This window comes from Pseudarthrobacter sp. HLT1-3, from assembly GCF_059383535.1.
In genome coordinates this window covers 258,058-282,195 of the sequence record NZ_JBWZCJ010000003.1, presented here as the reverse complement: position 1 = coordinate 282,195, position 24,138 = coordinate 258,058, and the positions used below count along the sequence as shown (strand labels likewise).

The window sequence follows — 24,138 nt, the reverse complement described above, 5'->3', positions numbered from 1 at the left end:
GGGATGAGGAACCCGGGAAACCCTGGAGCCCGCGAGTCTGGGGTCAGGGAGGGGCTGGGGGAGCCGGGGAGGAGCCGCGAACCCCTGCGGTACACGCCGGGCACGCAGAAGGGCCGCCACCGGCTGGTGGCGGCCCTTCTGCTGCAGCCGGGCTGCCGGCGACCTATTCGACGGTGTCGGCGAGGGTGCCCAGGTAGAGCTGGATGACCTTGGGGTCCTTCATAAGCTCCCGGCCCGTGCCGGTGTACGCGTCCTTGCCCTGGTCCAGGACATAGCCGCGGTCACAGATCTGCAGGCAGCGGCGGGCGTTCTGCTCCACCATGATGACCGAAACGCCGGCGCGGTTGATCTCGTGGACCCGGAGGAAGGTCTCATCCTGCTTGACAGGGGAGAGGCCTGCGGAGGGCTCGTCGAGCAGCAGCACGGCCGGATCCATCATCAGGGCCCGCCCCATCGCGACCATCTGGCGTTCGCCGCCGGAGAGCGACCCCGCCCGCTGGGCGCGCCGCTTGCCGAGCTCGGGGAACAGGCCCGTCACGAAGTCGAAGCGCTCGGCGAAGTCCTTCGGCCGCTGGAACATGCCCATCTGGAGGTTCTCCTCGATGGTCAGCGCCGCGAACACATTGTTGTTCTGCGGGACGAAGCCCACACCCTTGCTGACCAGCTTGTTGGCCTTGAGCCCGGTGATGTCCTGGCCGCGGACCACGACGGAGCCGGAGTGGACCTTGACCAGCCCGAACATGGCCTTCAGCAGCGTGGATTTGCCGGCGCCGTTGGGGCCGATGATGCCAATGAGCTCACCCTTGCGGGCCTCGATGCTACAGCCGTTAAGGATGTTGACGCCCGGGATGTAGCCGGCCACCAGGTCGGTGACCTTGACGACCGAATCCTCGTCGTGGACGGGCTTTGCGGCTGCTGCCGCGCTGGGGGCGCTCATTCTGTGTCCTTCGCAGTGGTGGGCGGCTGCTCGCCGCGGGTCGGCTCCTCGGCGCTGCGCCGGCCGCGCGCCGGACCGGTGCTGTCCGGGCCCGTAGGCTCCTGCGCTTCCGCCGCGACGACGTCGAGTGAGATGATGCCGGCGTTATCGGTGCCGACAATCGATTCCTCGTCGGCGACCAGTTCGGCGGCGAGCTCCTTGATGCCTTCCGAGTCGCCGAGATCCACGTCGTGGTGGGCGCCGAGGTAGGCATCGATCACGGCCGGGTTCTTCATGACGTCGGCGGGCGGGCCTTCGGCCACGATCTTGCCCTCGGCCATAACCACTACCCAGTCGGCGATATGCCGGACCATGTGCATGTCGTGTTCAACGAACAGCACGGTCATGCCCTCCGCCTTGAGGTTCTTGATGTGGTCCAGCAGTGACTGCGTCAGTGCCGGGTTCACCCCTGCCATCGGCTCGTCGAGCATGACCAGCTTGGGCCGGACCATCAGGGAGCGTGCCATCTCCAGCAGCTTGCGCTGGCCGCCGGACAGGGACGCCGCATAATCGTCCTTTTTGGCGTCCAGCTTGAACTTCTCGAGCAGCACGTCCGCTTCCGCTGTGATTTTCTTTTCCTGGCCGCCCCAGATTCCCTTGAACAGGGCCTTGGACAACCGCTCGCCGGACTGCTGGGAGGCGCCGAGGCGCATGTTCTCCATCACAGTGAGCTTGCCCATGACCTTGGTCAGCTGGAAGGTGCGGACCATGCCCATCCGGGCGACCTTGTACGAGGAGACCCCGGCCAGGGAGTTGCCTTCAAACTGCCATTTGCCCGAGTTCGGAGTATCGAAACCGGTGAGCAGATTGAACAGGGTCGTCTTGCCGGCGCCGTTGGGACCGATCAGCGCGGTGATCTTGTGCCGCGGGATTTCGAGGTACTCGACGTCGACGGCGTTGATGCCGCCGAAGCTGCGGGTGACGTTCTCCGCCACCACGATCGGATCGCGCTTCTTGCAGCCGGGAACGGCATCGCCGACGGCGATCGGACGCGTGTCCGTCATGAAGTTAATTTCTTCCGATGCGCGGGGTTCTTCGCTCTGCGTGCTCATGCGAACGCCAACTCCTTCTTGTTTCCGAAGACGCCCTGGGGCCTGAAGATCATCAGCAGCATCAGTGCGACGCCCACCAGGATGTAACGCAGCTGACCGGCCTGGACCGTGTTCAGCCAGGTGATGGTGCCGGATTCAATGAGTCCGTAAAGGATTCCCTGCGTGAGGGACAGTACGACCCAGAAGATCATGGCGCCGATGACGGGTCCGAGCACCGTGCCCAGGCCGCCGAGCAGCAGGCAGGTGTAGAGGAAGAACGTCAGTTCCGTGCCGTAGTTGGCCGGCTGTACCGCGCCGCGCGGGAGGGTGAAGATCATGCCCGCGAGGGCGCCGAGCACACCGCCGATAATGAGCGCCTGCATCTTGTAGGCGTACACGTTCTTGCCCAGTGAGCGGACGGCGTTTTCGTCCTCGCGGATGCCCTTCAGCACGCGGCCCCACGGGCTCCGCATCAGCAGCCACACCAGCAGGCAGCAGACGGCGACCAGGCTCCAGCCGACCACTCGGATGAAGAAGTCGCGGTTGTTCATGCCCAGGTAGGAGCCCTCGGGGAACGGGTTCATCGCATAGAACCCGCCTTCGAAGGCGGCCAGGCCGTTGGCGGAGCCGGTGACCGCGGTGAGCTGGTTCGTGGTGACGACATAGCGGACGATTTCGGCCGCCGCGATGGTCACGATGGCCAGGTAGTCGGCCCGCAGCCGGAGGGTGGGGATACCGAGCAGCAGGGCGAAGATGGCCGAGGCGACCACAGCGATCAGCAGGCCGACAAAGAACGGCACGCCGAACGTAAGGGTGGAGATGGCGAAGCCGTAGGCTCCCACCGCCATGAAGCCGGCCTGGCCGAAGTTGAGCAGGCCCGAGTAGCCGAAGTGAACCGCCAGGCCGAGCGCGGCGAGGGCGTAGGCCGCCGTCGTCGGGCTGAACAGTTCGCCGGCAGCGCTGGAAAATATGAATCCGAAGTCCATGGCTGTCTCCTAACCCACGCGCTCGCGACGGCCCAGGATTCCCTGGGGCCGGATCAGAAGGACAATAATCATGATGAACAGTGCTCCCACGTACTTAAGGTCGGCGGCGAGGCCGAACACGGTGGTCAGCTCCACGAAGATGCCGACGATGATGGATCCGATCAAGGCACCCCAGACCGTGCCGAGGCCACCCAGGGTGACGCCCGCGAAGATGAGCAGCAGGATCTGCGAACCCATGTCGAACGTGACGCCGGGCCGGTAGTACGCCCAGAGGATGCCGCCGAGGGAGGCGAGCATGCCGCCGGTCACCCAGACAATCCGGATGACGCCGTCGACGTCGATGCCGGAGGCTGCGGCCAGGGCCGGGTTGTCGGCCACCGCGCGGGTGGCTTTTCCAAGCCGGGTCTTGAGCAGGACCACACCGAGGACGGCGATAACCACCGCACTGATCACCAGGGACCACAGGTTGTTGGGGGAGATCGAAATCGGGCCGAGCTGGATCTCCGCGCTTTGAGCGAAGGGCAGCTGCTGGGTGGCCCCGCCGAAGAAGAACTGGATGACGTAGCGGACGGCCAGTGCCAGGCCGATGCTGACGATCATCATTGGCACCAGGCCGGTTCCGCGGCGCCGCAACGGCTTCCACAGCCCGGCGTCCTGGACGTAGCCGAATAATCCTCCGCCGAGCAGGGCGAGCAGGATGGCCAGCCAGAACGGAAGGTTCATCGCGTTGAAGGCAAAGACCAGGACGGCGCCGAGGGTCACCATCTCGCCGTGGGCGAAGTTCGTCAGGCCGGTGGTTCCGAAGATCAGCGACAGGCCGACGGAGGCGAGGGCCAGCAGCAGGCCGAAGCTCAGGCCGGCGACGAGCCGGTTGATCAGGTTCTGGCCGAAGTCCTGTTGCTGGACGACGATGCCTTTACCGAAGGCGAAGATCACCGAGAGGTTGGAGGTCTGGCTGAACGTGACCTGGCGGGGGTTTTCCTGGCCGTCGGCGAGTTTGATGCCCTCCGGAAGCGTGGATTCATCCAGCTCGACCTCGTAGGTCCCCTGGGTGGGAACCCCGATGGTCCAGGACCCGTTGGCGCCGGACTTGGCGGTTCCGGTGAAGTCGCCGCCCTTGGCCGTGATGGTGACGTCAGCGATCGGCGCGCGGTCGTCGCCGCGCAGGAAGCCGCTGATGCTGTTCTGGAACGTGGTTGCCGACGGGGATGGTGTCGGCGAGGGGCTCGTGGCCTGTGATGCCGGCGCGACAATCAGCAGTAGCGCGGCCACGGCGGCGAAAACGGCCCCCACAGCTTTCAGCAGTCTGCCGCGCCGTCTCTGCGACAGGCCTCTCGGTGTGCTTCTCAAAATGAAAACCTCCACATGGGGGTGGTGTGGGTTGCGCCCTTGCAACCACTGCGAACGGTCAGGGTGACGAGACTTTGTGCCTCGTGCGATGCGGTGGAGCTGAAGTGCTTGTGATATCCGTCACCCTGTTTGGCCCATGTTACAGGCCGCCGGGGGCAATGAATGCCGTCGCGAGCAGGGAGAACGTCGCGATCGGATAACGACCGTGAAGCCCGGATGGCCCGGTGCTTTACCTGAGCTAAAGAAAACTTTTGTTGTTTCGGAGTATGCCTAAACAGTCGGTCCGGGCCGCACCGTGCGGGCCGCGGGACCGCCCTCGGGAGGTCACGGTTGGGTTGCGGCGGGCTCCCTCCGGGAACTAACCCTGCCCGTCCGGTGTTGAAATTGGTAGCGTGTTGTCACAGACACGAACAGTTCATTACACACGCCCTTTATTTTGGAGGACACCAGCTATGGCACTTGGCGGAAACCCCGTCTTCAACGGAAAGAACTTCCGTGGAGCAACCAAGGCACCGCCTGCCCCGCAGGCGTACGGCCAGAACACCTACGGCCAGCCCCAGTTCGGTCAGACGCAGACCGGCTGGAACCCTGCCCAGCAGGGAATGACCCAGGACCAGCTGCAGGACATGTACAACCGGCCGGCCGCCGGACCCTCCGACACGGGACGCATGACCTTTGACGATGTCATCATGAAGACCGCGGCCTGCCTGGCCGCCGTCGTCGCCGGTGCCGCCGTCACCCTCCTGGTGGCACCCGGCCTGTCGAATCTGCTGATGATCGTCGGCGCCCTGGGCGGATTTGTCCTCGCCCTGGTCAACACGTTCAAAAAGCAGCCCTCTCCGGCGCTGATCCTGGCCTACGCGGCCCTTGAGGGTCTTTTCCTCGGCGGACTGACGCGGATCCTTGACGGCATGTACCCGGGCGTTGGCCTGCAGGCCGTGATCGGCACGCTCTCCGTCTTCGCCGTGACCCTTGTGCTCTTCAAGAGCGGCAAGGTCCGGGCAACGCCCAAGGCCATGCGCTTCTTTATGATCGCGATCATCGGCTACGCCGTGTTCGCGCTGATCAACATGGTCATGATGTGGACCGGCGCTGTTGATTCCCCGTTCGGCCTGCGCACCAGCGTGGAGATCTTCGGCATCCCGCTGGGCGTCTTCATCGGCCTGCTCGCGATCGGCCTCGCAGCCTTCTCCCTGATCATGGACTTCACCAGCATCGAAGCCGGCGTCCGAGCGGGCGCCCCGCAGCGCTTCTCCTGGACCGCGGCGTTCGGCCTCACCGTGACGCTGGTGTGGCTCTACGTCGAGATCATCCGGCTGCTGTCCATCCTCCGCGGCAACGACTGACACCGCGGCTAACCGCCGGTAGCCAGGAACAAAAACAAGAGGAGCCCCGCCGCAAGGCGGGGCTCCTCTTGTGTGGCCCACAGCTTTTGTCTGCCCGGCGGAGCGGCTCAGCTGAGCCGCTCGAGCACCACCGCCATGCCCTGGCCGCCGCCGACGCAGAGCGTCGCCAGGCCCAGGGTGGCATCGCGTTCCCGAAGGCCGTTGAGCAGTGTCGTGGTCATCCGGGCTCCGGTCATGCCGAAGGGATGTCCCAGCGCGATGGCGCCGCCATGTACGTTGAGCCTGTCCGGGTCGATCCCGAGTTCCCTGGCGCTGGCGACGACCTGGACCGCGAAGGCTTCGTTGAGTTCCACGAGGTCGATGTCCCCGATCTCCAGCCCGGCCAGCTCCAGGGCCCGGCGGCTCGCTTCGACCGGACCCATGCCCATGAGTTCGGGGGAGAGGGCGCTGACGCCGGTGGAGACGATCCGCGCCAGCGGCTCCAGACCGAGTTCGCGGGCCCGTGCGTCGCTCATCACGACGACGGCGGCCGCCCCGTCGTTCAGCGGGCAGGCGTTGCCGGCCGTGACGGTGCCGCCGGTCCGGAACACCGGCTGCAGGCTGCTCACCGACTCGAATGTGACGCCGGCGCGCGGGGAATCGTCCCGGTCGACCACGGTCCCGTCCCTGCGCGTGTAGGGGGTGATCTCGCGGTCATAGAAGCCGGAGGCGATGGCTGCTTCGCTGCGGTTTTGGCTCAGCACCGCCCAGGCGTCCTGGTCTGCCCGGCTGATCCCGAGACTGGTCGCGACGTTTTCCGCTGTCTGGCCCATGGCGATGTAGATATCCGGCATCCGGCCGCCCAGCCGAGGGTCAGTCCACGGGGTATTGGACGCCGCCCGGGCGGCGGTGCGCTGCCGCGCGGCGTCGAAAAGGGGATTGTGGGTGCTCGCGTCCGTCTCGCCGGCGCCGGCCCAGTCGCGGTAACGGGACACGGCCTCCACTCCCGCCGAGACAAACGCATGCCCCTCGCCGGCCTTGATGGCGTGGAAGGCCATCCGGAGCGTCTGCAGGCTGGACGCGCAGAACCGGTTGATGGTGGCGGCCGGGACGTTGTCCAGCCCGGCGAGGACGGTGACCACCCGGGCCATATTGGAGCCGGCTTCGCCGCTGGGCTCGGCGCAGCCCAGGTAAAGGTCGTCCAGACCGCGACCGGCCGTGTCCGCCGCGTCGAAGGACGGGATCCGGGCCAGCGCCGCAGCCACCATGGCCGCCGCGAGATCGTCGGGCCGTTCGTCCTTCAGCGAGCCCTTGAAGGCGCGGCCGATCGGGCTTCTGGCAGTGGAAACGATGACGGCTTCTGACATGGGGCCAGCCTACGCTCCGGCTATGACAGGCGCATCGCACCCGCCGCGGGCCGGACGCGGAAGATGTCCGGCACCGTGTACCCGGCTTCCGCAAAGGCACGTTCGACGGCGGCACGCACCCACTGCTCCGCCGCGGCCGGGACGAGTGCGATGGCAGAGCCGCCGAAGCCGCCCCCGGTCATCCGGGCCCCGGTGGCCCCGGCAGCGCGGGCGGTTTCCACGGCGAGGTCCAGTTCGACGCAGGAGATCTCGAAGTCGTCCCGCATCGAGGCGTGTGAGGCGTCCAGGAGCGGACCAATCGCCGCCGGGCCGGTGCGCTCAAGCAGCCCGACCGTCTGGCGGACCCGCTCGTTTTCCGTCACGACGTGCCGCACGCGGCGGAAGGTCACCGGGTCCAGCCGGCTGCCGGCCGCGTCCAGGTCGCCGGGCCCAACGTCCCGCAGGGCGGTCACGCCCAGGAGACGGGCGCCCAGTTCGCAGGAGGCGCGCCGTGAGGCGTAGCCGCCTGCGGCGTGGGAATGCGACACCCTGGTGTCAATCACCAGCATCACCAATCCGGCGCTTTCGGCGTCGAACGGCACCAGCCGGACGCTCTGGTCGCGGCAGTCCAGGAAGAGGGCGTGTCCGGCCGCGCCACGCAGCGACGCGGACTGGTCCATGATGCCGGTGGGTGCCCCGACGAAGTCATTTTCCGCGCGCTGGGTGGCCAGCACCATGTCCTGCGTTTCCAGGCCTGCCCCGGTGAGTTCGTTGACTGCTGAAATGACCGCGCATTCGATCGCGTGGGAGGAGGCCAGCCCGGCGCCGCGGGGCACGTCCGAGTCCAGCAGCAGGTCCAGCCCGCGGACCGGAAGACCGCGCTGCTGCAGCGCCCACAGGACACCGAGCGGGTACTTGGTCCAGCCCCTCGCCGTGCCGCTGGCCAGGGATCCGGCGTCCGCCGTCGTCAGTCCCTGGTTGCCGAAGGTCGACAGCAGCCGGATGGCGGAGTCCGGGCGCAGCCGGACCGCCACACGTGCTGTCCGGTCGATCCCAAACGGCAGCACGAAGCCCTCGTTGTAGTCGGTGTGCTCGCCGATCAGGTTGACGCGGCCGGGTGCCTGCCACACGCCGTCCGGCGCCGAGCCGAAGATGGACTCGAACCGGGCGGCCAGTTGCCGGGCGTCGAGCGCGGGGCTCATGCCGGGCCGCCGGCGCCGGCAGGCCGGGAAATGCGGATCATGGCTCCACGGTATACGCCGCGGCGTGCGGCTGGGTACGGTGGTGACCATGAACCTGCCTCCGCCCGTTTCCCCCGACCCCCTGCACCGCGACAGCCCCGGCGGCGGCCTCGACAGCCTGGGCAGTGGCCCCGGTGGTCCCGGGCTGGGCGCTCCCGGGCCGGATGCTTCCGGGCCGGATGCTTCCGGGCCGGATGCTTCCGGGCCGGATGCTTCCGGGCCGGATGCTTCCGCCCGGCGCTATGCCACGGGCCGGCAGTACGAGCTGCGGCGCGGCGACGCGCTCGCCGTCGTCACCGAACTGGCCGCCGGGCTGAGGCTTTACAGCCGCGGCGGCACGCAGCTGACGGAAAGCTACGGGGACGGCGAGATTTCGCCCGGTGCCGCCGGCATCACCCTGGCTCCGTGGGCAAACCGGGTGGAGGATGGCGTCTGGTACCTCAACGGCAAGAAGCAGCAGCTGGACGTTACCGAGGTGTCCCGCAACAACGCCAGCCACGGGCTGCTGCGCAACGCCTCCTATGAACTAGTCGACGAATCGGAATTCTCGGTCACCCTGGAAGCAGCCGTGTTCCCGCAGCACGGCTACCCCTTCCTGCTGCGGCACCAGGTCCGCTACGAACTGGCCGAGGACCTGGGCCTGGTGGTCCGGCAGCTGCTGATCAACGATTCCCAGGAACCTGCCCCGTTCGTCCTCGGCGCCCACCCCTACCTGCGGCTGGGGGACCTCCCCAGCGAGGACCTGACGGTCACGGTCCGCGCCCGGACCCGGCTGGTGACCGACGAGCGGCTGATCCCGCGCAGCACCGCGCCGGTGGACGGCGACTTCGACCTCCGCGCCGGGCGGCTGGTGGCCGAACTCGACCTCGATTCCGCCTATACGGACCTGGAGTTCGACGCCGGCATCGCCCGCCACACGCTGACCGCACCGGACGGCCGGAGCGTGAGCCTCTGGCAGGACGGGAACTGCGGCTACGTCCACGTCTTCGTCACCACGCAGTTCCCGGGCCGGACCAAGGCCGTGGCGATCGAGCCGATGACCGGCCCGGCCAACGCCTACAACAGCGGCGACGGCCTCCGCTGGCTGCCGCCGGGGGAGCGCTTTGCCATGTCGTGGGGGATCAGCGCGTCCCTGGAGCGGTGAACGACGGCCGGTTTCCTTTCCGGGCGACGCTGGTGAATTATGGGGCTATGACGCCAGCTGACGATTTTGCCCCGCGAGACCACTCTGCCGGAGACCACCCCGCCGGAGCCCGCGCCACGGCTTCCGCCAGCGCCTCCGCACCCGCCGCCCCGCCGCCGCGCGTCGTCACGGACCGCGAAATCGACCAGGACATCCCCTACGGCGTGCGGATCGCCGCGTCCTGGTCCTGGCGCCTGGGACTGATCATCCTGATGGCAGGCGTCATCGTTTGGCTGCTCAGCCGGGTCAGCTTCCTGCTGATTCCCGTGATGGTCGCCGCGCTGCTGGCCGGGCTGCTGGCACCGGTCAAGAACTGGCTCCGGCGGGACCAGGTGCCCCACGGACTCGCCGTCGCCGTCACCGTCCTGGGCTTCATCGGCTTGATTGGCGGGGCACTGGCCCTCGTGGGCCGTCAGCTCGCAACGGGTTTCGCCGAGCTGTGGAGCGAGGCGCTGGCCGGGATCCAGAAAATCCAGGCCTGGCTCGCGGACGGACCGCTGCACCTGAGTGCGGCCCAGATCGACCAGTACCTCAAGGACGGCACCGAAGCGCTGCAGAACAACTCCAGCAGCATCCTTAGCGGCGCCCTCTCGTTCGGCAGCACTGCCGGGCATTTCGCCGCCGGAATGGTCCTGGCGCTGTTCATCCTGATCTTCTTCCTGCTGGAAGGAGGGCGGATCTGGTCCTTCCTCGTGCGGCTGCTGCCCAGGCGGGCCCGCGCTGCGACGGACGGGGCCGGCCGCAAGGGCTGGGAATCGATGGTCAGCTATGCCCGCATCCAAATGTTCGTCGCCTTCGTGGACGCGGTCGGGATCGGGGTGGGCGCGGCGATTATCGGTGTGCCCCTGGCGCTGCCGCTGGGTGTGCTGGTGTTCCTCGGCTCCTTTATCCCGATCGTCGGTGCCCTCGTGACCGGCTCCGTCGCTGTCCTGCTGGCCCTCGTCGCCAACGGCTGGGTGAACGCCCTGGTGATGCTGGGGATCGTCCTGGTGGTCCAGCAGCTGGAGAGCCACATCCTGCAGCCGCTGGTGATGGGCAAGGCCGTCTCGCTGCACCCGGTCGCCGTCATCCTGGCCGTGGCCGCCGGCTCCTATCTCGCCGGAATTCCCGGAGCGCTGTTCTCCGTGCCCATCCTCGCCGTAGCAAACTCGTCGATTCGCTACATTGCCGGCAGAACGTGGGAACATGAAAGTGCGCTGGCCACCGCGGGTCAGCAGGGCATCCCTGCCCCTGCGTCCGGCGCCGACAGTACTGAGCGGGACGCCCGACGACCGGGCGTCGCCTCCGGCCGCAGCGATGAAGCCGCACCCGGCGATGGTTCCCCCGGCCGTGACTCCGGGCGGGGCAGCGGCGCCGGATCGACACCCTGAGCCGACGGCTGGCCGTAGAAAGATCCGAAGAAGGAGAGTAGTTCGTGAACACCCTTGAGAGCCTGCCCGTCACGCTGGACGATGTCCTGGAGGCGCAGAAGCTGCTCGACGGGATTATTACGCGGACCCCGGTTGAATCCTCCCGCGCCCTCGGCACCATGGTCGGCGGTGAGGTCTTCCTCAAGTGCGAGAACCTGCAGCGGGCCGGTTCCTTCAAAGTCCGTGGCGCCTATGTGCGGATGGCTAAACTCTCGCCGGCGGAAAAGAAGCGCGGCGTCGTGGCGGCCTCGGCCGGCAACCACGCCCAGGGAGTGGCCGTTGCCGCCAAGAGCCTGGGCATCAAGGCCCGGATCTACATGCCGCTGGGTGTCGCACTGCCCAAGCTCGCCGCCACCCGCAGCCACGGAGCCGAGGTGGTATTGCACGGCCACAACGTCGACGAGGCCCTCGCCGAAGCGAAGCGCTACGCGGATGAGAGCGGCGCCGTGTTCGTCCACCCCTTCGACGACGTCGACATCGTTGCCGGCCAGGGGACCGTCGGGCTTGAAATCCTGGAACAGATTCCCGACGTCGACACCATCCTGATGGGCGTTGGCGGCGGCGGACTCCTCGCCGGCGTCGCCGTGGCCGTGAAGGCCAGGGCCAAGGAACTTGGCCGGGAGATCCGGATCATCGGGGTCCAGGCCGAAAACGCGGCCGCCTACCCGCCCTCGCTGGCCGCGGACGCCCTCGTGCCGCTCAAACGTGTCTCCACCATGGCCGACGGCATCGCCGTCGGCCGGCCGGGCCAACTTCCGTTCAGCATCATCCGGGAACTCGTCGACGACGTTGTCACGGTCAGCGAGGACGCCCTGGCCCGGGCACTGATCTTCCTGCTGGAACGTGCCAAAATGGTCGTCGAACCCGCCGGAGCGGTGGGTGTCGCGGCGCTGATGGAAGGCAAGATCGAAAACCCCGGCACGGTGGCCGTGGTGCTCTCCGGCGGCAACATCGACCCGATGCTGATGCTCAAGGTCATCCAGCGCGGCCTCTCCGCCGCCGGCCGGTATATGACCGTGCGGATGATGCTGGACGACCGTCCCGGTTCGCTGGCAACTATCGCCCGGATCATCGCCGAGAACGACGCCAACGTAACCGGTCTGGACCACACCCGGGTGGGCGGCTCGATCAGCATGGGCGATGTGTCCATCACGGTGAACCTGGAGACGAAGGGCCACGAACACTGCGAGCAGGTCCTCGCGGCGCTCCGGGCCGAAGGCTTCCAGCCGATTGTGGTGCACTAGGACCATGACGCTGGACTCCACCTGGAACGGCCGGCCGCGCTCCGGCAGCACCACCGCCGGACGCGCCCGCAGGGGACTGCTGGTGGTGGGGTCGTTTGTTCTGGTGCTCTACGTTATCGAGATCATCAACGCGCTGATGCTCCGTTCGCTCAACGGCACGTTTGGGCTGCGCCCGCGCAGCCTTGACGGGATCCTGGACATCCTGACGTTCCCGCTGCTGCACGCCAACCTTGCGCATCTGTTCTCCAACACGCTTCCGCTGATCATCTTCGGTTTCCTGGTGCTGCTGTCCGGAGCGCGGGTCTTCTTCACCACTCTGGCCCTCAGTTGGCTGGCTTCCGGCGTGGTGGTGTGGCTGATCGGCGGCTTCAACATCACCGTTGGGGCGTCCGGCCTGGTCTTCGGGCTCTTCGCGTTCCTGCTGGTGCGGGGCTTCGTGAACCGCAACTGGTGGCAGATCCTGCTCTCCGTGGTGCTGTTCCTGACCTACGGCGGGATCCTGTTCGGAATCCTGCCCACGGTGGCGGGCTTCGTTTCCTGGCAGGCACACCTGGGCGGAGCGATCGGCGGGGTGCTGGCGGCACTGCTCCTGAGCGTGCAACGGGCCGGAATCCTGCCAGCCCGGCGCTAGCGAAACGACGCCGGCCCGCCCCGTTCGGGGTGGGCCGGCGTCGTTTGCTTGAGCTGCAGGCCTACGGCAGTGTCGTTAGCCGTAGTACTCGTACTGGCGGTATCAGCCGACGTACGGCTTGGCGGAGAGGATCTCCACCGTGATGTCCTTGCCGTTCGGGGCGGTGTAGCTGAGCTTGTCGCCCTCCTTGTGGCCGACGATGGCCGCGCCGAGGGGGGACTTCTCGCTGAAGACGTCCAGGTCCGAGTCGCCGGCGATTTCCCGGGAGCCGAGCAGGAAGCTTTCCTCGTCGCCGGCGATCCGGGCGACAACGATCATGCCGGCCTCGACAATGCCGTCGTCGGCCGGGGATTCGCCCACGTGGGCGTCCCGGAGCAGCGCGGTCAGCTGGCGGATACGGGCTTCGATCTTGCCCTGCTCCTCCTTGGCCGCGTGGTAGCCGCCGTTCTCCTTGAGGTCGCCTTCCTGGCGCGCCGCCTCGATCTTCTGGACGATTTCCGCCCGGCCGGGGCCGGAGAGGTGGTCCAGCTCTGCCTTCAGGCGGTCAAAAGCTTCCTGGGTGAGCCAAGCTGCAGTTGCGCTGTTGGTGGTAGACACGGACTTCTCCTTATGGTCAAACAAGCAAAGACCCCGCCACGGTGGCCACTTATAGGACTCAGCAACCAGCTCAGCGGGGGAAAGGTATTGATCCATTGTAGTCAATCCTGCGGATATACCAAAGAAGGCTGGGGCGTGGATCACACCGTGTTACTGCGGTGGGGCCGCGCCCGGGGGTCGCCCCGCCGGGCGGGCTGGCTGGCCGCACGCGGCAGGGTCTACTTGCCGGCGTCGGGAATCCAGCAGCTGTCGACGACGCCGGACACGGCCGGGGACTCCGTCCGCACCGTGGCCCGGTGCGCAGTGGTGCGCCCGCCGTCGGAGCCGGCCTCGGCGGCGTTGGGGGCGATGTCCACGACCTTCCAGCCCACCACGGCGAATTTGGAATCCAGCGCCTTGACCGAGCACTTGGCGGCGGTGGCCGGCTCCTTGGTGACCTGGAAATCGACCTCGGTGAGGGTGCCGTCCTGCGTGCTGTAACCGATGTCCTTGAAAGTGACCGTGGCCGTGGCGTTCGACGTCGAGATCCAGGCCATAAAGGCCATTCCGGCTGCGAGGGCAACGATCAGAATGGTGCGTTTAGCCTTGCCACTGAGTGTTCGCTTTTGGCCGCCGTAGCGATTGGCTAGGCTGGGAGATGCCGGCGCAGTCGCGGCTGGCTGATCCTGGGAAGTCACCAGTCCAGTTTAGTGTGGTTCCGGCGGGGAAATGTCCGCCGCTCCGGGACACCCCCGCAGCACGCCCGTAGCAGCAGACCTTTTAGATGAAAGAGGGCCGTCCCACGATGACAGCGTCCACCAGCCCGTCAGCGCCGCTTCGACTGTTGGCCGTCCATGCTCATCCCGACGACGAATCCAGCAAGGGTGCCGCCACGATGGCGATGTATGCCGCGGCCGGCGTCGACGTCCTGGTGGCCACCTGCACCGACGGCTCCCGGGGCGACATCCAGAACCCGGCACTCGCCGGCGCACCGCACCCCAAACGCGACATGGCCGGTGCGCGCATGCTGGAGATGGAGCAGGCGGCCAAAATCCTGGGCGTCCGCCAGCGCTGGCTCGGCTTCGTGGATTCGGGGCTGCCGGAAGGCGATCCGCTGCCGCCGCTGCCGACCGGCTCCTTCGCCACCCTGCCGCTGCAGCGGGCGGCGGCCCCGCTGGTCCGGCTGGTCCGGAGGTTCAAACCCCAGGTCATCCTGAGCTACGACGAAAACGGCGGGTACCCGCACCCGGACCACATCATGGCGCACCGCGTCGCCGTCGAGGCCTTCGAAGCCGCCGGGGACCCGGCCCAATATCCGGGAACCGGCGAGGCGTGGGCGCCGAGCAAGCTCTACTACGACCGCGCATTCAGCCCAGAACGGTTCCGGGCCCTGCATTTCGCGCTGGAGGAATCGGGCCTCCAGTCGCCGTATGCCGAACGGCTCGCCGCCTGGCTGGAAGCCGACGCCGAGGGCCACACCCCGCCCGCACCGACCCACCCGACGACGACCCAGATCGAGTGCGGCGACTTCTTCGAAGCACGGGATGACGCGCTGCGCGCGCACCGCACCCAGGTCGACCCGGAGGGGTTCTTCTTCGCCGTCTCGCCGGCGATGCAGCGCCGCGTCTGGCCCTGGGAGGATTACTCGCTGGTCCAGTCCAGGATCCCCACCGACCTGCCTGAAAAAGACTTCTTCGCCGGGCTAAGATAGACCCATCAGGCCTTTTCTATGACGTGTAGAACACGTCGTGGAAAGAGTTCCAGCCCGAGAGCCGGCCCCAGCGTGGGCTGCCATTCAGTCCCCATAGAAGGTCCTCACCGTGTATTCCTCGCTCCTTGTCCTGGCCACAACCCCGGCGCCCACCCCGACGCCGTCGCTGCGCCCCGGACTGTCCCAGGACCAGGTGACGCCCGGCCTGCTGGGCTTCCTCCTGACCGCCTTCATCGTTGTGCTGACGGCGCTGCTGATTGTTGACATGGTCCGGCGCATCCGCCGGGTCCGCTACCGCGCCCAGGTCGAGGAGGAACGCGCCGCCGAGTGGGCTGCCGCTTCCGGGGGCACCGCTGAAGGATCCCCACCGGCGGGCGACACCGGACCGGGGACCCCGGCGTGGGATCCGTCCCGCGAGCCCGCCAACCGACCGGACGTCGACGGCGATGCAGGACCCGCAAACCGCTGACGGCGGCACGCCCCCGAGCTTCCCCGAGGCCGCCAACGCCCTGGGCGGAGAGCCCTCTGCCTACCTCCGGCAGCACGCCGGCAACCCCGTCCACTGGCGGCCCTTCGGCGACCAGGCTTTCGCCTTCGCCGCCGCCCGTGACGTGCCGGTGTTCCTTTCGATCGGCTATGCCGCCTGCCACTGGTGCCACGTCATGGCCCGGGAATCCTTTGAGGACCGGGACACCGCCGGTTTCCTGAACGCCCACTTCGTCGCGGTGAAGGTGGACCGCGAGGAACGGCCCGACGTCGACGCCGTCTACATGGCCGCGACGCAGGCGATCAGCGGCGAAGGCGGCTGGCCCATGTCCGTCTTCCTGCTGCCCGACGGCCGGGCCTTCCATGCCGGCACCTACTATCCGCCCCGGCCGCTGCCCGGCAGGCCGTCCTTCCGCCAGGTGCTGGAGGCCGTGGTCGATGCCTGGCGGGAGCGCCGGGACGCATTGGAACAGAACGCCGACGCGCTGTCCCGCGGGCTCGCCGCTTCGGTGCCCGGCGCTGCCATTCGGATGGACGGTGTGCCGGAGCCCCCCGATCCGGCCCTGCCCGCGGAGGCCGTGCTGGCGCTGGCGGCCGCCGAAGACCCTTCCTCCGGCGGCTTCGGCGCCGCACCGAAGTTCCCGCCCTCCGCGGTCCTGGAGTTCCTGATCCGGCACGCCGCCGCCCCCGACCGGGCTGCACCCTCCGGGACGCCAGCCATGGCCCGCGACCTGGCGGGCCGGACCCTCGCCGCGATGTCCCGCTCGGCCCTGTTCGACCAGCTCGACGGCGGCTTTGCCCGCTATTCGGTGACCCGCGACTGGTCCGTCCCGCACTTCGAGAAAATGCTCTACGACAACGCCCAGCTGCTGCGCGTCTACGTCCATTGGGTCCGGCTGGGCGGCACGCCCGGGTACCCGGCTGAGGAAGCGGCCGACGTGGCCGGCCGCACCGCCGGCTGGCTGCTCGCTGCCCTGGGACTCGGCACAGACGACGCCGGCACGGACGCACTGCCTGGTTCTCGCGGGGACCTTCCCGTGGCGCTGGCCTCCTCCCTCGACGCGGACACCGTTGTGGGCGGTGTCCACGCCGAGGGTGCCACCTACCTCTGGACTCCCGCCGAGCTTTCGGCCGTCCTTGGTCCCGGTGACGGCGCCGCCGTAGCGCGGCTGATGAACGTCCGCGCCCGCGGCACCGTCTCCGCGGACGGCTCCCCGCTGCATCCCGGCCGTGCCTTCAGCGCCGACGAAGCCGACCTGTGGCGGCGGGTCCGGCCCATGCTGCTCGCGGAGCGCTCCGGCCGGCACCAGCCCGCCCGCGACGACAAAGTGGTCGCCGGCTGGAACGGCCTCGCCGTCGCGGCCCTGGCAGAGGCCGGCGCCGTGCTGGGGCAGCCCCGGCTGGTGGCCGCGGCGGAACGCATCGCAGCGTACCTGGAACACGTGCACTGGCGGCCTGGTGCCGCGGGCGAACCCGGCACGCTGAGCCGGGTCTCCCATCAGGGCGCCGCGCGGGGTATCGGCGGGCTGCTGGAGGACTACGCCTTCTGCGCCGAGGGCCTGCTCGCGCTCTACACCGTCTCCGGACGGACCCGCTGGTACCGGCTGGCCAAGGACCTCCTGGCCGCAGCCAGGACGCTGTTCACCGCCGACGGCACACTCAAGGACACCGCGGGGGAGCCGGAACAGCTCGCCAACGCCCAGGGCGGCCGCGCGTCACTGGAGCTCTTCGACAACGCCACGCCCAGCGGGGCGGCGGCCTTCGCCGGCGCGCTGCTGTCCTGCGCAGCCCTCTCCGGCGCCCCCGAACACCGTGCCCTCGCCGGCAGCATCCTCGCGCTGCTGCCGCCACTGGCCACCCGCGCGCCGCGCGCGGCAGGCTGGCTGCTTGCAACGGCGCAGGCCACCCTCGCCGGCCCGGTGGAGGCCGCCGTCGTCGGGCCGGATACCCCGGAGCGGGCAGCCCTGCACCGCGAGCTGCTGCTCTCGCCCAGCCCCGGAATGGTGATCGCCCTGCAGGACGACACCTCGGCAGCCAGCGCGGCGCCGGACGGCGGAGTGGAGGACGAGGACCCCGGCGTGCCGCTGCTCCGTGGCCGCAGAGCGGGCCGCGACGGTGCACCCCTGGTTTACCTGTGCCGCGACATGGTCTGCGGGCTTCCGGTGAGTTCTCCCGTCGAGCTGCGGGAGCGACTGGCTACGATGGCCGAATGACTTTTTCCGACGGCTTCGAACTCGTGGTTTTCGACTGTGACGGCGTCCTGGTGGATTCCGAAGTGATCGCCGTCCGGGTGGATCAGCTGGTCCTCGCCGACCTTGGCTGGGAGCTGGAGCGGGAGGAGATTGTGGAGCGCTTCGTCGGCAGGTCCGAGGCGAGGAAACACTGGACAGGCTGCGGCCCCCGCACTGCGTCGCCTCCAGCGGGAGCCATGCCAAGATGCGGCGGACGCTCGGGCAGACCGGACTGTGGCACCGCTTCGAGGGCCGGATCTTCAGCGCCTCGGAGGTCGCCAACGGAAAACCGGCGCCCGATCTGTTCCTGCATGCCGCCGGCACGATCGGCACGGCACCGGAGCGCTGCGCCGTCGTCGAGGACAGCGCCCACGTCGTCCAGGCGGCCGGGATGCATGTCTTTGCCTATGCCGGCGGGGTGACCCCGGCCGAGCGGCTGGCCGGCCCCGGCACGACCGTGTTCCACGACATGCGGGAGTTGACCGCCCTCATCGAGGCCGGACGGCCCTGAGGACCGCCCCGGCGGGAAGCGCCGGGCCGCACCGGACCCGCCCCCGGTCCGAAGCAGCCGTCAGCTCAGGACTGCGACGGCAATCGAGATGTAGTGCGCAGCGAAGGCAAAGACTGTGAGGGCGTGGAACAGTTCGTGGAAACCGAAGTGTTTGTAGCTGAAGTTCGGCTTCTTCAGCGCGTAGAAGACGGCCCCGGTGATATAGAGGGCGCCGCCGACACAGATCAGCACGGCGGAGGCGACGTTGGCCGCAAAAAATTCCGGCAGGAAGAACAACGCGCCGCAGCCCAGGGCGATGTAGATCGGCACGTAGAGCCAGCGCGGGGCATCGGTCCACAGCAGGCGGAACAGCACGCCCAGGATGGCACCGGCCCAGATCACCCACAGCAGCAGCTCGGCCTTGGGCCGGTCCAGCAGGGCCCAGGCCAGCGGTGTGTAGCTGCCAGCGATCACCAGCATGATGTTTGTGTGGTCCAGCCGCTTCAGCACCATCTTGACCCCCGGGGACCAGTTGCCGCGGTGGTAGACAGCGCTGATCCCGAACAGCAGGACCCCGGTGAAGGCGTAGATGGCGCAGGCGATCTTCAGGTCCGGGGTCGGTGCCAAAATCACCAGCACCAGGCCGGAGGCCAGCGCCAGCGGAGCCGTCACGGTGTGGATCCAGCCGCGCCACTTTGGCTTGATCATCAGGAGCTCGGCCAGCCGGACGGCGGCGTCGTCCATCGGACCCGTTTTACGGTCTGCAGGCTGCTCCGGCTGGGGCTCGGGGGTGTAGCTTTCCATGCCGCCATAATAACCTACGGCCCAGTAAGTTACCCGCGGGTAATAAGGTAACGGGGGCGACGCCGTAACGTCGTTGCACCCCGGCCTGCGCTCCGGCGGGTAGCCTAGGATGTGCAGAGCAGTCGTACCCCAAGGAAGCCAGGTGAAACTCCGGATGGAATTGCCCGGGTTCCTCTATGGCTTCTATGAGCGGAAACTGCAGCGGTCCCTGGACCCGGAACGCATCCCCCGGCACATCGGCGTCATGGTAGACGGCAACCGCCGCTGGGCCAGGCAATTCAACGCCCCGACCAGCCAGGGGCACCAGGCCGGCGCCGACAAGATCCACGAGTTCCTCGGCTGGTGCCAGGAACTCGGCATCAAAGTGGTCACCCTCTACATGCTCTCCACGGACAATATGAACCGTTCCGGCGAGGAACTCGACCTGCTGATGGGCATCATCGCCAACACCCTGGACCGGCTGGATGAGGACGCCGAAATCTCCGTCCATGCGATGGGGGCCCCGGAACTGCTGCCTGACTACCTCGCCGCCCGGCTCAACCGGCTCACGGCCCGTACCCCGGCGCGCGAGAAACTCCACGTCAATGTCGCCGTCGGCTATGGCGGACGCCGGGAAATCGTCGACGCCGTGCGCGAGCTGCTGCACGACGCCGTCGAGCGCGGCACGGACATCGGCAAACTGGCCGACGAACTGAGCGTCGACGACATCTCACGTTTCCTCTACACCCGCGGCCAGCCTGATCCGGACCTCGTGATCCGCACTTCCGGGGAGCAGCGTCTCTCCGGCTTCCTGATGTGGCAGAGCGCGTACAGCGAATTCTATTTCTGCGAGGCCCTGTGGCCTGCGTTCCGGAAAGTGGACTTCCTCCGCGCCCTCCGCGACTACGCGGGCCGGCAGCGCCGCTACGGCTCCTGAGCCGTCATCCGGTGTTCACACGCTGGCAACAAGAATCGCCGGAAAATTGGCACCGAAATGACACTGCGCGGACGTACGTTAATCCCATCGGCAGGCAAACCGCCGGCTGATCGGGGAGGCCAATACATGGAGCGGAAGTTCGCACCTGGTGTAGGGGAGGCCGCGTCCGGCCTCACGGCCGAACCGCCCCACCAATAACAATTCCGGGCATGCGCCCCGGGGCTGGAGTCGATGTGGCTATTTCTGAACAACTGCCCGCCGTCGTGACCGACCAGGGACAGAAAGCTACCTCTCGCGCCAAGCGAGCCACCTCAATGACCGGTGCGGCGGATTACGCTGCGGCCGGTCTTGCTGTTTCCGGGGAAGGGACAGCAACCATGGAACCGGCCCGCAGCTTCGTGATCGACACCTCGGTGCTGCTCTCGGACCCGCGCGCCCTGCTGCGCTTCGCGGAGCACGAAGTGATCCTGCCGATCGTCGTCATTACCGAGCTCGAAGGCAAGCGGCACGACCCCGAGCTCGGCTATTTCGCCCGCAAGGCGCTCCGGCTCCTGGACGACCTCAGGGTGGAGCACGGCGGGCTGGACCGTCCCATTCCGCTCGGCCATGACGGCGGCACGCTCATGGTGGAGCTGAACCACATCTCCGCCGAGGTGCTTCCCGCCGGCTTCCGCGGCGGCGACAATGACAGCCGGATCCTCGCCGTCGCCAAGAACCTGGCCAACGAGGGCCGTGACGTCACGGTGGTGTCCAAGGACCTCCCGATGCGGGTGAAGGCCTCGGCCATGGGCCTGCAGGCCGACGAGTACCGCAACGAACTCGTCAAGGACTCGGGCTGGACCGGAGTTGCGGAGGTGGACGCGAGCGAGGAGGAAGTCTCCACGCTCTACGGCCATGAGCCGGTCTTCATCCCGGAAGCGGCCGAGATGCCGACGAACACCGGCCTGGTGCTGCTGTCCTCGCGGGGCTCCGCCCTCGGCCGGGTCGGGGCGGACAAGCAGGTCCGGCTCGTGAAGGGCGACCGCGACGTGTTCGGGCTGCATGGCCGGTCGGCCGAACAGCGGCTGGCGATCGACCTGCTGATGGACCCCTCCGTGGGCATTGTGTCCCTCGGCGGGCGGGCCGGCACGGGCAAGTCCGCGCTGGCCCTGTGCGCGGGCCTCGAAGCCGTCCTGGAACGCCGGGAACACCGCAAGGTGATCGTCTTCCGGCCGCTCTACGCGGTGGGCGGCCAGGAGCTGGGCTACCTGCCCGGCTCGGAGGCGGAGAAAATGAACCCGTGGGCGCAGGCCGTCTTCGACACCCTCGGTGCCCTGGTCAGCCAGGAGGTCGTGGAGGAAGTGATGGACCGCGGCATGCTTGAGGTGATGCCGCTGACCCACATCCGCGGGCGCTCGCTGCATGACGCGTTCGTGATTGTGGACGAGGCCCAGTCGCTGGAGAAGAACGTGCTGCTGACCGTGATGAGCCGGATCGGGCAGAACTCCAAGATCGTCCTGACCCACGACGTCGCCCAGCGCGATAACCTCCGGGTCGGCCGGCACGACGGCGTTGCCGCCGTCGTCGAGACGCTCAAGGGCCACCCGCTCTTCGGCCACGTCACGCTCACCCGCTCGGAGCGCTCGCCGATCGCTGCGCTTGTGACGGAGCTGCTGGAGGGGGCCGAGATCTAGGGATTCGTTCCATTCGCGGGGGCCGTGGCCGGGTTTCGCCGGGCCGCGGCCCTTTCGCATTGGGGCCGTTGCCCGGTCTTGCCGGGCCACGGACCTTCGCGTTTGGGGCCGTTGCCCGGTTTTGCCGGGCCACGGACCTTCGCCGTCGCTTAGACACGTCCCATCCGGCCCGCTACGGTCGCTGGGCGACCTTCGGGGCCCGATGCGCCGCGATGCGCTCCTTTGCGAAGGACCGTGACCCGGCGTGGGGGTCTGTTCCCTTTTCGATAGTTGACGCTGCGCTTCTGCGGGCCGGTCACCTTTTCGAACGGCCGCGTCGCTGCTTTTGTGCTTTGCCTGTCTTTAGCTCTCGGGGGAGGGGGTGCGGTTTTGGGGGTCGATCCCCAGGTATTTTGCTGTGGGTTCGTGGCCCCCGACGTGGAGTTGCCAGTCCGGGCGTTTGAAGGTGGTGGGGGTGAGGCGGACTTTCTGGGCCTCCTGGCGCTTGCCACCCCAGTTGACGCGGCTGATGCCGTTGAGTTCGTAGCCGAGGGAACGGGACACCCCGAGGGACTGCTGGTTCCAGACGGCCGCCTCGGACTCCGCAACTTCCGCGCCGAGCCAGTCGAAGGCATAGAGGGCGACGGCGGCGCGCATCTCCTTGCCGAATCCCCGGCCGTGCACGCTCTGCCGGAGCCAGGAGCCCGTGCCGACGGTCCTGAGGGTGGCGAAGTCCTTGGCCTCGATGTCCTGGCAGCCGATGAACTCGCCCTCGTGCCAGATGCCCAGCAGCAAGGTCCACTGCTCCGGCGACATGGTGCCGCGGCACCGCCAGTACCACTGAGCCATATTGCGGCCGAGTTCCTCAGCCGGGGCCTCCGCCCACGGTTTGCTGAACGGGCTGCGGCCGGGTTCGTGGATACCGCTCAGGGCCGCCTCCGCCGCCGCCGGGATCTCCTCGTCGCGGATGGGCCGCAGCGTCAGGCGGGGCGTGGTCAGGGTCAGGCCAAAAGGCGGCCAGTAGCGGTCGAGTTCAGTCATCCGGGAAGCCTAACGGCGCAGGCGGCTGCCAGCCAGTCACACGGGCGGTCAGCCCGCCGGGAGTTCCCAGCTGATGTGCCGGCGGACATCCGTGAGGTTCATCGACTCGGCCAGGAACAGGTCATCCAGCATGTACTCGTCCACGGCAAGGATCCGGATCCAGTGCCCGTACTGCTCCGGCCCAGATCCTTCCTGTCCGCCGTCCAGCCAGCGGCTCGCGACGCAGACGCCCGTGCCGGCGTCGATCCTCACCAGTGTGCGGCCCGGCCGGCACAGCGGCGCGCCGGGGTCGCTCGGACGGTAACCGGGATTCGGGGTCACGGTGGCTTCCAGGGCAGGGCGGCCTTCATGGCGCACTTCGGTGATGGTGCCCAGCTCCACGGCATTGGAATTGGGGAATTCCAGCGGCACCGGGGCGTTGCCGGCGAGTTCCACCGGGTCCAGTGCGGCGGCGAAACGGCCGTTGCCGAAGCCGGGCTCGCCGTACGCAGCCTCGGGGCGGCGCCGGACCAGGCCGCGGTCGTCGTAGACCGGAGTGACCAGCTGGGGCGGCAGCAGCCAGGTCTTCCTCGTGGAGCTGACGTAGAACTCGTCACGGGAATCGTTGATGCCGGTGGTGCTGTGCAGGACCAGACCGTCGGCGGACTCCAGCCGCAGGGCTCCCGGGCGGCGCAGCCACGCGCGGACCAGATCCGGAACGGGCGCGGTGTCAGCGGCGCGCGGATCGCCGGTATCGACGGAGAGGGGCCGGTCCAGGTACTCAAACCGCAGGGACTGCCACTTCCACGGCGACGAACGGCACAGATTCCGGAAAGCGGCTGCCTGCTCCGCGGGGTCCCCGGGCAGGCGCCGCTCGCGCGGGTTCGAGGTGTCCCATCCGGCCATATCCACAGTGTACGCGCGGGCCCGGCCCGGGCAGCCGGGATTTCCAGTAGCATCCGAGGGTGATCCAACGACTCGGCGGACTGGGCGAAGCGACCCCCTTGGCCTTCTGGCTGGTTCTTCTGGCATGCGCCTATTTTGCGGTTGTGGCCGCGCGGCTCACGGTCATCGACATCCGGCACCATCTGCTGCCGGACCGGATCGTCTTTCCGTCCTACGCCGTCGCCGGAGTGCTGTTGCTCGGTGCCGTGGCGGTCCACGCTGTCTCGGGTGCACCCGCCGCCGCAGCCGTGCCCGACGGCGGTGCCGGCCTTTTCGGGGTACCCGGGCTGCGTGTGGTGGCCGGGGGAGCAACGCTGTGGCTCTTCTACTTCCTGCTCCGGGCCGTCTATCCGCCCGGCATGGGTTTTGGCGACGTCAAGCTGGCAGGGGTGCTCGGAATGTACCTGGGCTTCCTCGGCTGGCCGCACGTCTTTGCCGGGACCTTCGCCGCCTTCCTCTTCGGCGGTCTGTGGAGCGTGGCCCTGCTGGTCTCGCGGCGCGGCAGCCTGCAATCAAGCATTCCGTTCGGGCCTTTTATGCTCGCCGGAACGGCCGCCGCCATGGTGCTGCTGCCGGCCTGACGCC

At 68.1% G+C, this 24,138-nt stretch carries 23 protein-coding genes; 12 read left to right on the top strand and 11 right to left on the bottom strand.

The features are described from left to right. Nucleotides 1-163: 163 nt before the first annotated feature. From AC50X9_RS04535 to AC50X9_RS04520, 4 genes are read right to left on the bottom strand one after another with little or no spacing between them, the layout of a single operon-like run. A complete protein-coding gene (locus tag AC50X9_RS04535) occupies nt 164-937 on the bottom strand; it encodes an ABC transporter ATP-binding protein (RefSeq protein ID WP_494890683.1) in 774 nt (257 codons plus the stop codon). Continuing rightward, complete coding sequence (locus AC50X9_RS04530) at nt 934-2,028, bottom strand: ABC transporter ATP-binding protein (protein WP_494890681.1); 1,095 nt, start codon at nt 2,026-2,028, stop codon at nt 934-936. Before AC50X9_RS04530 ends, AC50X9_RS04535 begins: the two co-directional genes overlap by 4 nt. After that, the gene (locus tag AC50X9_RS04525; RefSeq protein ID WP_494890679.1) at nt 2,025-2,993 is read right to left on the bottom strand and encodes a branched-chain amino acid ABC transporter permease; all 969 of its coding nucleotides are present in this window, start codon (nt 2,991-2,993) and stop codon (nt 2,025-2,027) included. Before AC50X9_RS04525 ends, AC50X9_RS04530 begins: the two co-directional genes overlap by 4 nt. Nucleotides 2,994-3,002: 9 nt before the next feature. Further along, entirely contained in the window at nt 3,003-4,286 is a 1,284-nt protein-coding gene (locus AC50X9_RS04520; protein ID WP_494890674.1) for a branched-chain amino acid ABC transporter permease, read from the bottom strand. Between the two features lie 509 nt (nt 4,287-4,795). On the opposite strand from AC50X9_RS04520, the gene AC50X9_RS04515 reads away from it, so the two are divergent. Next, entirely contained in the window at nt 4,796-5,689 is an 894-nt protein-coding gene (locus tag AC50X9_RS04515; RefSeq protein WP_494890670.1) for a Bax inhibitor-1/YccA family protein, read from the top strand. A 107-nt stretch (nt 5,690-5,796) separates the two neighbouring features. Here AC50X9_RS04515 and AC50X9_RS04510 read toward each other — a convergent pair whose 3' ends face one another. Both AC50X9_RS04510 and galK read right to left on the bottom strand, forming a co-directional pair. Further along, entirely contained in the window at nt 5,797-7,035 is a 1,239-nt protein-coding gene (locus AC50X9_RS04510; protein ID WP_494890668.1) for an acetyl-CoA C-acetyltransferase, read from the bottom strand. A 20-nt stretch (nt 7,036-7,055) separates the two neighbouring features. Further along, nucleotides 7,056-8,216 (bottom strand): galactokinase, encoded by a 1,161-nt coding sequence (galK, locus tag AC50X9_RS04505; RefSeq protein ID WP_494890745.1) that lies wholly within the window; start codon nt 8,214-8,216, stop codon nt 7,056-7,058. 88 nt (nt 8,217-8,304) lie between these two features. Here galK and AC50X9_RS04500 point away from each other — a divergent pair, with 88 nt between their 5' ends. The 4 genes from AC50X9_RS04500 to AC50X9_RS04485 are packed head-to-tail and all read left to right on the top strand — an operon-like array spanning nt 8,305 to nt 12,722. Next, nucleotides 8,305-9,399, top strand: coding sequence for an aldose 1-epimerase family protein (locus AC50X9_RS04500; protein ID WP_494890666.1), 1,095 nt, complete (start codon nt 8,305-8,307; stop codon nt 9,397-9,399). Between the two features lie 47 nt (nt 9,400-9,446). Continuing rightward, nucleotides 9,447-10,808 carry an AI-2E family transporter gene (locus AC50X9_RS04495; RefSeq protein WP_494890664.1) on the top strand — a complete coding sequence of 454 codons (1,362 nt, stop codon included), beginning with the start codon at nt 9,447-9,449 and terminating at the stop codon, nt 10,806-10,808. A 44-nt stretch (nt 10,809-10,852) separates the two neighbouring features. Further along, on the top strand, nt 10,853-12,091 hold the full coding sequence (gene ilvA / locus AC50X9_RS04490) for a threonine ammonia-lyase (RefSeq protein WP_494890662.1): 1,239 nt from the start codon (nt 10,853-10,855) through the stop codon (nt 12,089-12,091). A gap of 4 nt (nt 12,092-12,095) precedes the next feature. Beyond that, the gene (locus AC50X9_RS04485; protein ID WP_494890659.1) at nt 12,096-12,722 is read left to right on the top strand and encodes a rhomboid family intramembrane serine protease; all 627 of its coding nucleotides are present in this window, start codon (nt 12,096-12,098) and stop codon (nt 12,720-12,722) included. 102 nt (nt 12,723-12,824) lie between these two features. On the opposite strand, the gene greA is transcribed toward AC50X9_RS04485, so the two are convergent. Both greA and AC50X9_RS04475 read right to left on the bottom strand, forming a co-directional pair. Next, the gene (gene greA, locus AC50X9_RS04480; protein ID WP_494890657.1) at nt 12,825-13,319 is read right to left on the bottom strand and encodes a transcription elongation factor GreA; all 495 of its coding nucleotides are present in this window, start codon (nt 13,317-13,319) and stop codon (nt 12,825-12,827) included. Between the two features lie 218 nt (nt 13,320-13,537). After that, on the bottom strand, nt 13,538-13,996 hold the full coding sequence (locus AC50X9_RS04475) for a DUF4307 domain-containing protein (RefSeq protein ID WP_494890653.1): 459 nt from the start codon (nt 13,994-13,996) through the stop codon (nt 13,538-13,540). 107 nt (nt 13,997-14,103) lie between these two features. Here AC50X9_RS04475 and mca point away from each other — a divergent pair, with 107 nt between their 5' ends. From mca to AC50X9_RS04455, 4 genes are all read left to right on the top strand, one after another. Continuing rightward, nucleotides 14,104-15,009: a mycothiol conjugate amidase Mca gene (mca, locus tag AC50X9_RS04470; protein WP_494890743.1), complete on the top strand. Its 906-nt coding sequence runs from the start codon at nt 14,104-14,106 to the stop codon at nt 15,007-15,009. A 109-nt stretch (nt 15,010-15,118) separates the two neighbouring features. Next, on the top strand, nt 15,119-15,478 hold the full coding sequence (locus AC50X9_RS04465) for a hypothetical protein (RefSeq protein ID WP_494890650.1): 360 nt from the start codon (nt 15,119-15,121) through the stop codon (nt 15,476-15,478). Further along, nucleotides 15,456-17,708, top strand: a complete 2,253-nt coding sequence (locus AC50X9_RS04460) for a thioredoxin domain-containing protein (protein ID WP_494890648.1) — start codon at nt 15,456-15,458, stop codon at nt 17,706-17,708. Before AC50X9_RS04465 ends, AC50X9_RS04460 begins: the two co-directional genes overlap by 23 nt. A 223-nt stretch (nt 17,709-17,931) precedes the next feature. Further along, the gene (locus AC50X9_RS04455) at nt 17,932-18,237 is read left to right on the top strand and encodes an HAD-IA family hydrolase (protein WP_494890646.1); all 306 of its coding nucleotides are present in this window, start codon (nt 17,932-17,934) and stop codon (nt 18,235-18,237) included. Between the two features lie 60 nt (nt 18,238-18,297). Here the strand turns inward: AC50X9_RS04455 and trhA are convergent, their stop codons facing one another. Then, nucleotides 18,298-18,960, bottom strand: coding sequence for a PAQR family membrane homeostasis protein TrhA (gene trhA, locus AC50X9_RS04450; RefSeq protein ID WP_494890741.1), 663 nt, complete (start codon nt 18,958-18,960; stop codon nt 18,298-18,300). Between the two features lie 214 nt (nt 18,961-19,174). Here trhA and AC50X9_RS04445 point away from each other — a divergent pair, with 214 nt between their 5' ends. Beyond that, a complete protein-coding gene (locus AC50X9_RS04445; RefSeq protein WP_494890739.1) occupies nt 19,175-19,936 on the top strand; it encodes an isoprenyl transferase in 762 nt (253 codons plus the stop codon). 233 nt (nt 19,937-20,169) lie between these two features. After that, on the top strand, nt 20,170-21,609 hold the full coding sequence (phoH2, locus tag AC50X9_RS04440) for an RNA 5'-3' helicase PhoH2 (RefSeq protein WP_494890644.1): 1,440 nt from the start codon (nt 20,170-20,172) through the stop codon (nt 21,607-21,609). 342 nt (nt 21,610-21,951) lie between these two features. Here phoH2 and AC50X9_RS04435 read toward each other — a convergent pair whose 3' ends face one another. Together AC50X9_RS04435 and AC50X9_RS04430 are read right to left on the bottom strand one after the other, a co-directional pair. Beyond that, the gene (locus AC50X9_RS04435) at nt 21,952-22,629 is read right to left on the bottom strand and encodes a GNAT family N-acetyltransferase (RefSeq protein ID WP_494890642.1); all 678 of its coding nucleotides are present in this window, start codon (nt 22,627-22,629) and stop codon (nt 21,952-21,954) included. A 48-nt stretch (nt 22,630-22,677) separates the two neighbouring features. Continuing rightward, the gene (locus tag AC50X9_RS04430) at nt 22,678-23,514 is read right to left on the bottom strand and encodes a hypothetical protein (protein ID WP_494890640.1); all 837 of its coding nucleotides are present in this window, start codon (nt 23,512-23,514) and stop codon (nt 22,678-22,680) included. Nucleotides 23,515-23,573: 59 nt separating this feature from the next. Here AC50X9_RS04430 and AC50X9_RS04425 point away from each other — a divergent pair, with 59 nt between their 5' ends. Continuing rightward, the gene (locus tag AC50X9_RS04425) at nt 23,574-24,134 is read left to right on the top strand and encodes a prepilin peptidase (RefSeq protein ID WP_494890638.1); all 561 of its coding nucleotides are present in this window, start codon (nt 23,574-23,576) and stop codon (nt 24,132-24,134) included. Nucleotides 24,135-24,138: the final 4 nt, after the last annotated feature.

Bases quoted from the DNA above. Each gene is read 5' to 3' on its own strand.
- AC50X9_RS04535 (WP_494890683.1), bottom strand. From the start codon at position 937: ATGAGCGCCCCCAGCGCGGCAGCAGCCGCAAAGCCCGTCCACGACGAG.
- AC50X9_RS04530 (WP_494890681.1), bottom strand. From the start codon at position 2,028: ATGAGCACGCAGAGCGAAGAACCCCGCGCATCGGAAGAAATTAACTTC.
- AC50X9_RS04525 (WP_494890679.1), bottom strand. From the start codon at position 2,993: ATGGACTTCGGATTCATATTTTCCAGCGCTGCCGGCGAACTGTTCAGC.
- AC50X9_RS04515 (WP_494890670.1), top strand. From the start codon at position 4,796: ATGGCACTTGGCGGAAACCCCGTCTTCAACGGAAAGAACTTCCGTGGA.
- AC50X9_RS04510 (WP_494890668.1), bottom strand. From the start codon at position 7,035: ATGTCAGAAGCCGTCATCGTTTCCACTGCCAGAAGCCCGATCGGCCGC.
- galK (WP_494890745.1), bottom strand. From the start codon at position 8,216: ATGAGCCCCGCGCTCGACGCCCGGCAACTGGCCGCCCGGTTCGAGTCC.
- AC50X9_RS04500 (WP_494890666.1), top strand. From the start codon at position 8,305: ATGAACCTGCCTCCGCCCGTTTCCCCCGACCCCCTGCACCGCGACAGC.
- AC50X9_RS04495 (WP_494890664.1), top strand. From the start codon at position 9,447: ATGACGCCAGCTGACGATTTTGCCCCGCGAGACCACTCTGCCGGAGAC.
- AC50X9_RS04485 (WP_494890659.1), top strand. From the start codon at position 12,096: ATGACGCTGGACTCCACCTGGAACGGCCGGCCGCGCTCCGGCAGCACC.
- mca (WP_494890743.1), top strand. From the start codon at position 14,104: ATGACAGCGTCCACCAGCCCGTCAGCGCCGCTTCGACTGTTGGCCGTC.
- AC50X9_RS04460 (WP_494890648.1), top strand. From the start codon at position 15,456: ATGCAGGACCCGCAAACCGCTGACGGCGGCACGCCCCCGAGCTTCCCC.
- AC50X9_RS04455 (WP_494890646.1), top strand. From the start codon at position 17,932: ATGCGGCGGACGCTCGGGCAGACCGGACTGTGGCACCGCTTCGAGGGC.
- trhA (WP_494890741.1), bottom strand. From the start codon at position 18,960: ATGGACGACGCCGCCGTCCGGCTGGCCGAGCTCCTGATGATCAAGCCA.
- AC50X9_RS04445 (WP_494890739.1), top strand. From the start codon at position 19,175: ATGGAATTGCCCGGGTTCCTCTATGGCTTCTATGAGCGGAAACTGCAG.
- AC50X9_RS04435 (WP_494890642.1), bottom strand. From the start codon at position 22,629: ATGACTGAACTCGACCGCTACTGGCCGCCTTTTGGCCTGACCCTGACC.
- AC50X9_RS04430 (WP_494890640.1), bottom strand. From the start codon at position 23,514: ATGGCCGGATGGGACACCTCGAACCCGCGCGAGCGGCGCCTGCCCGGG.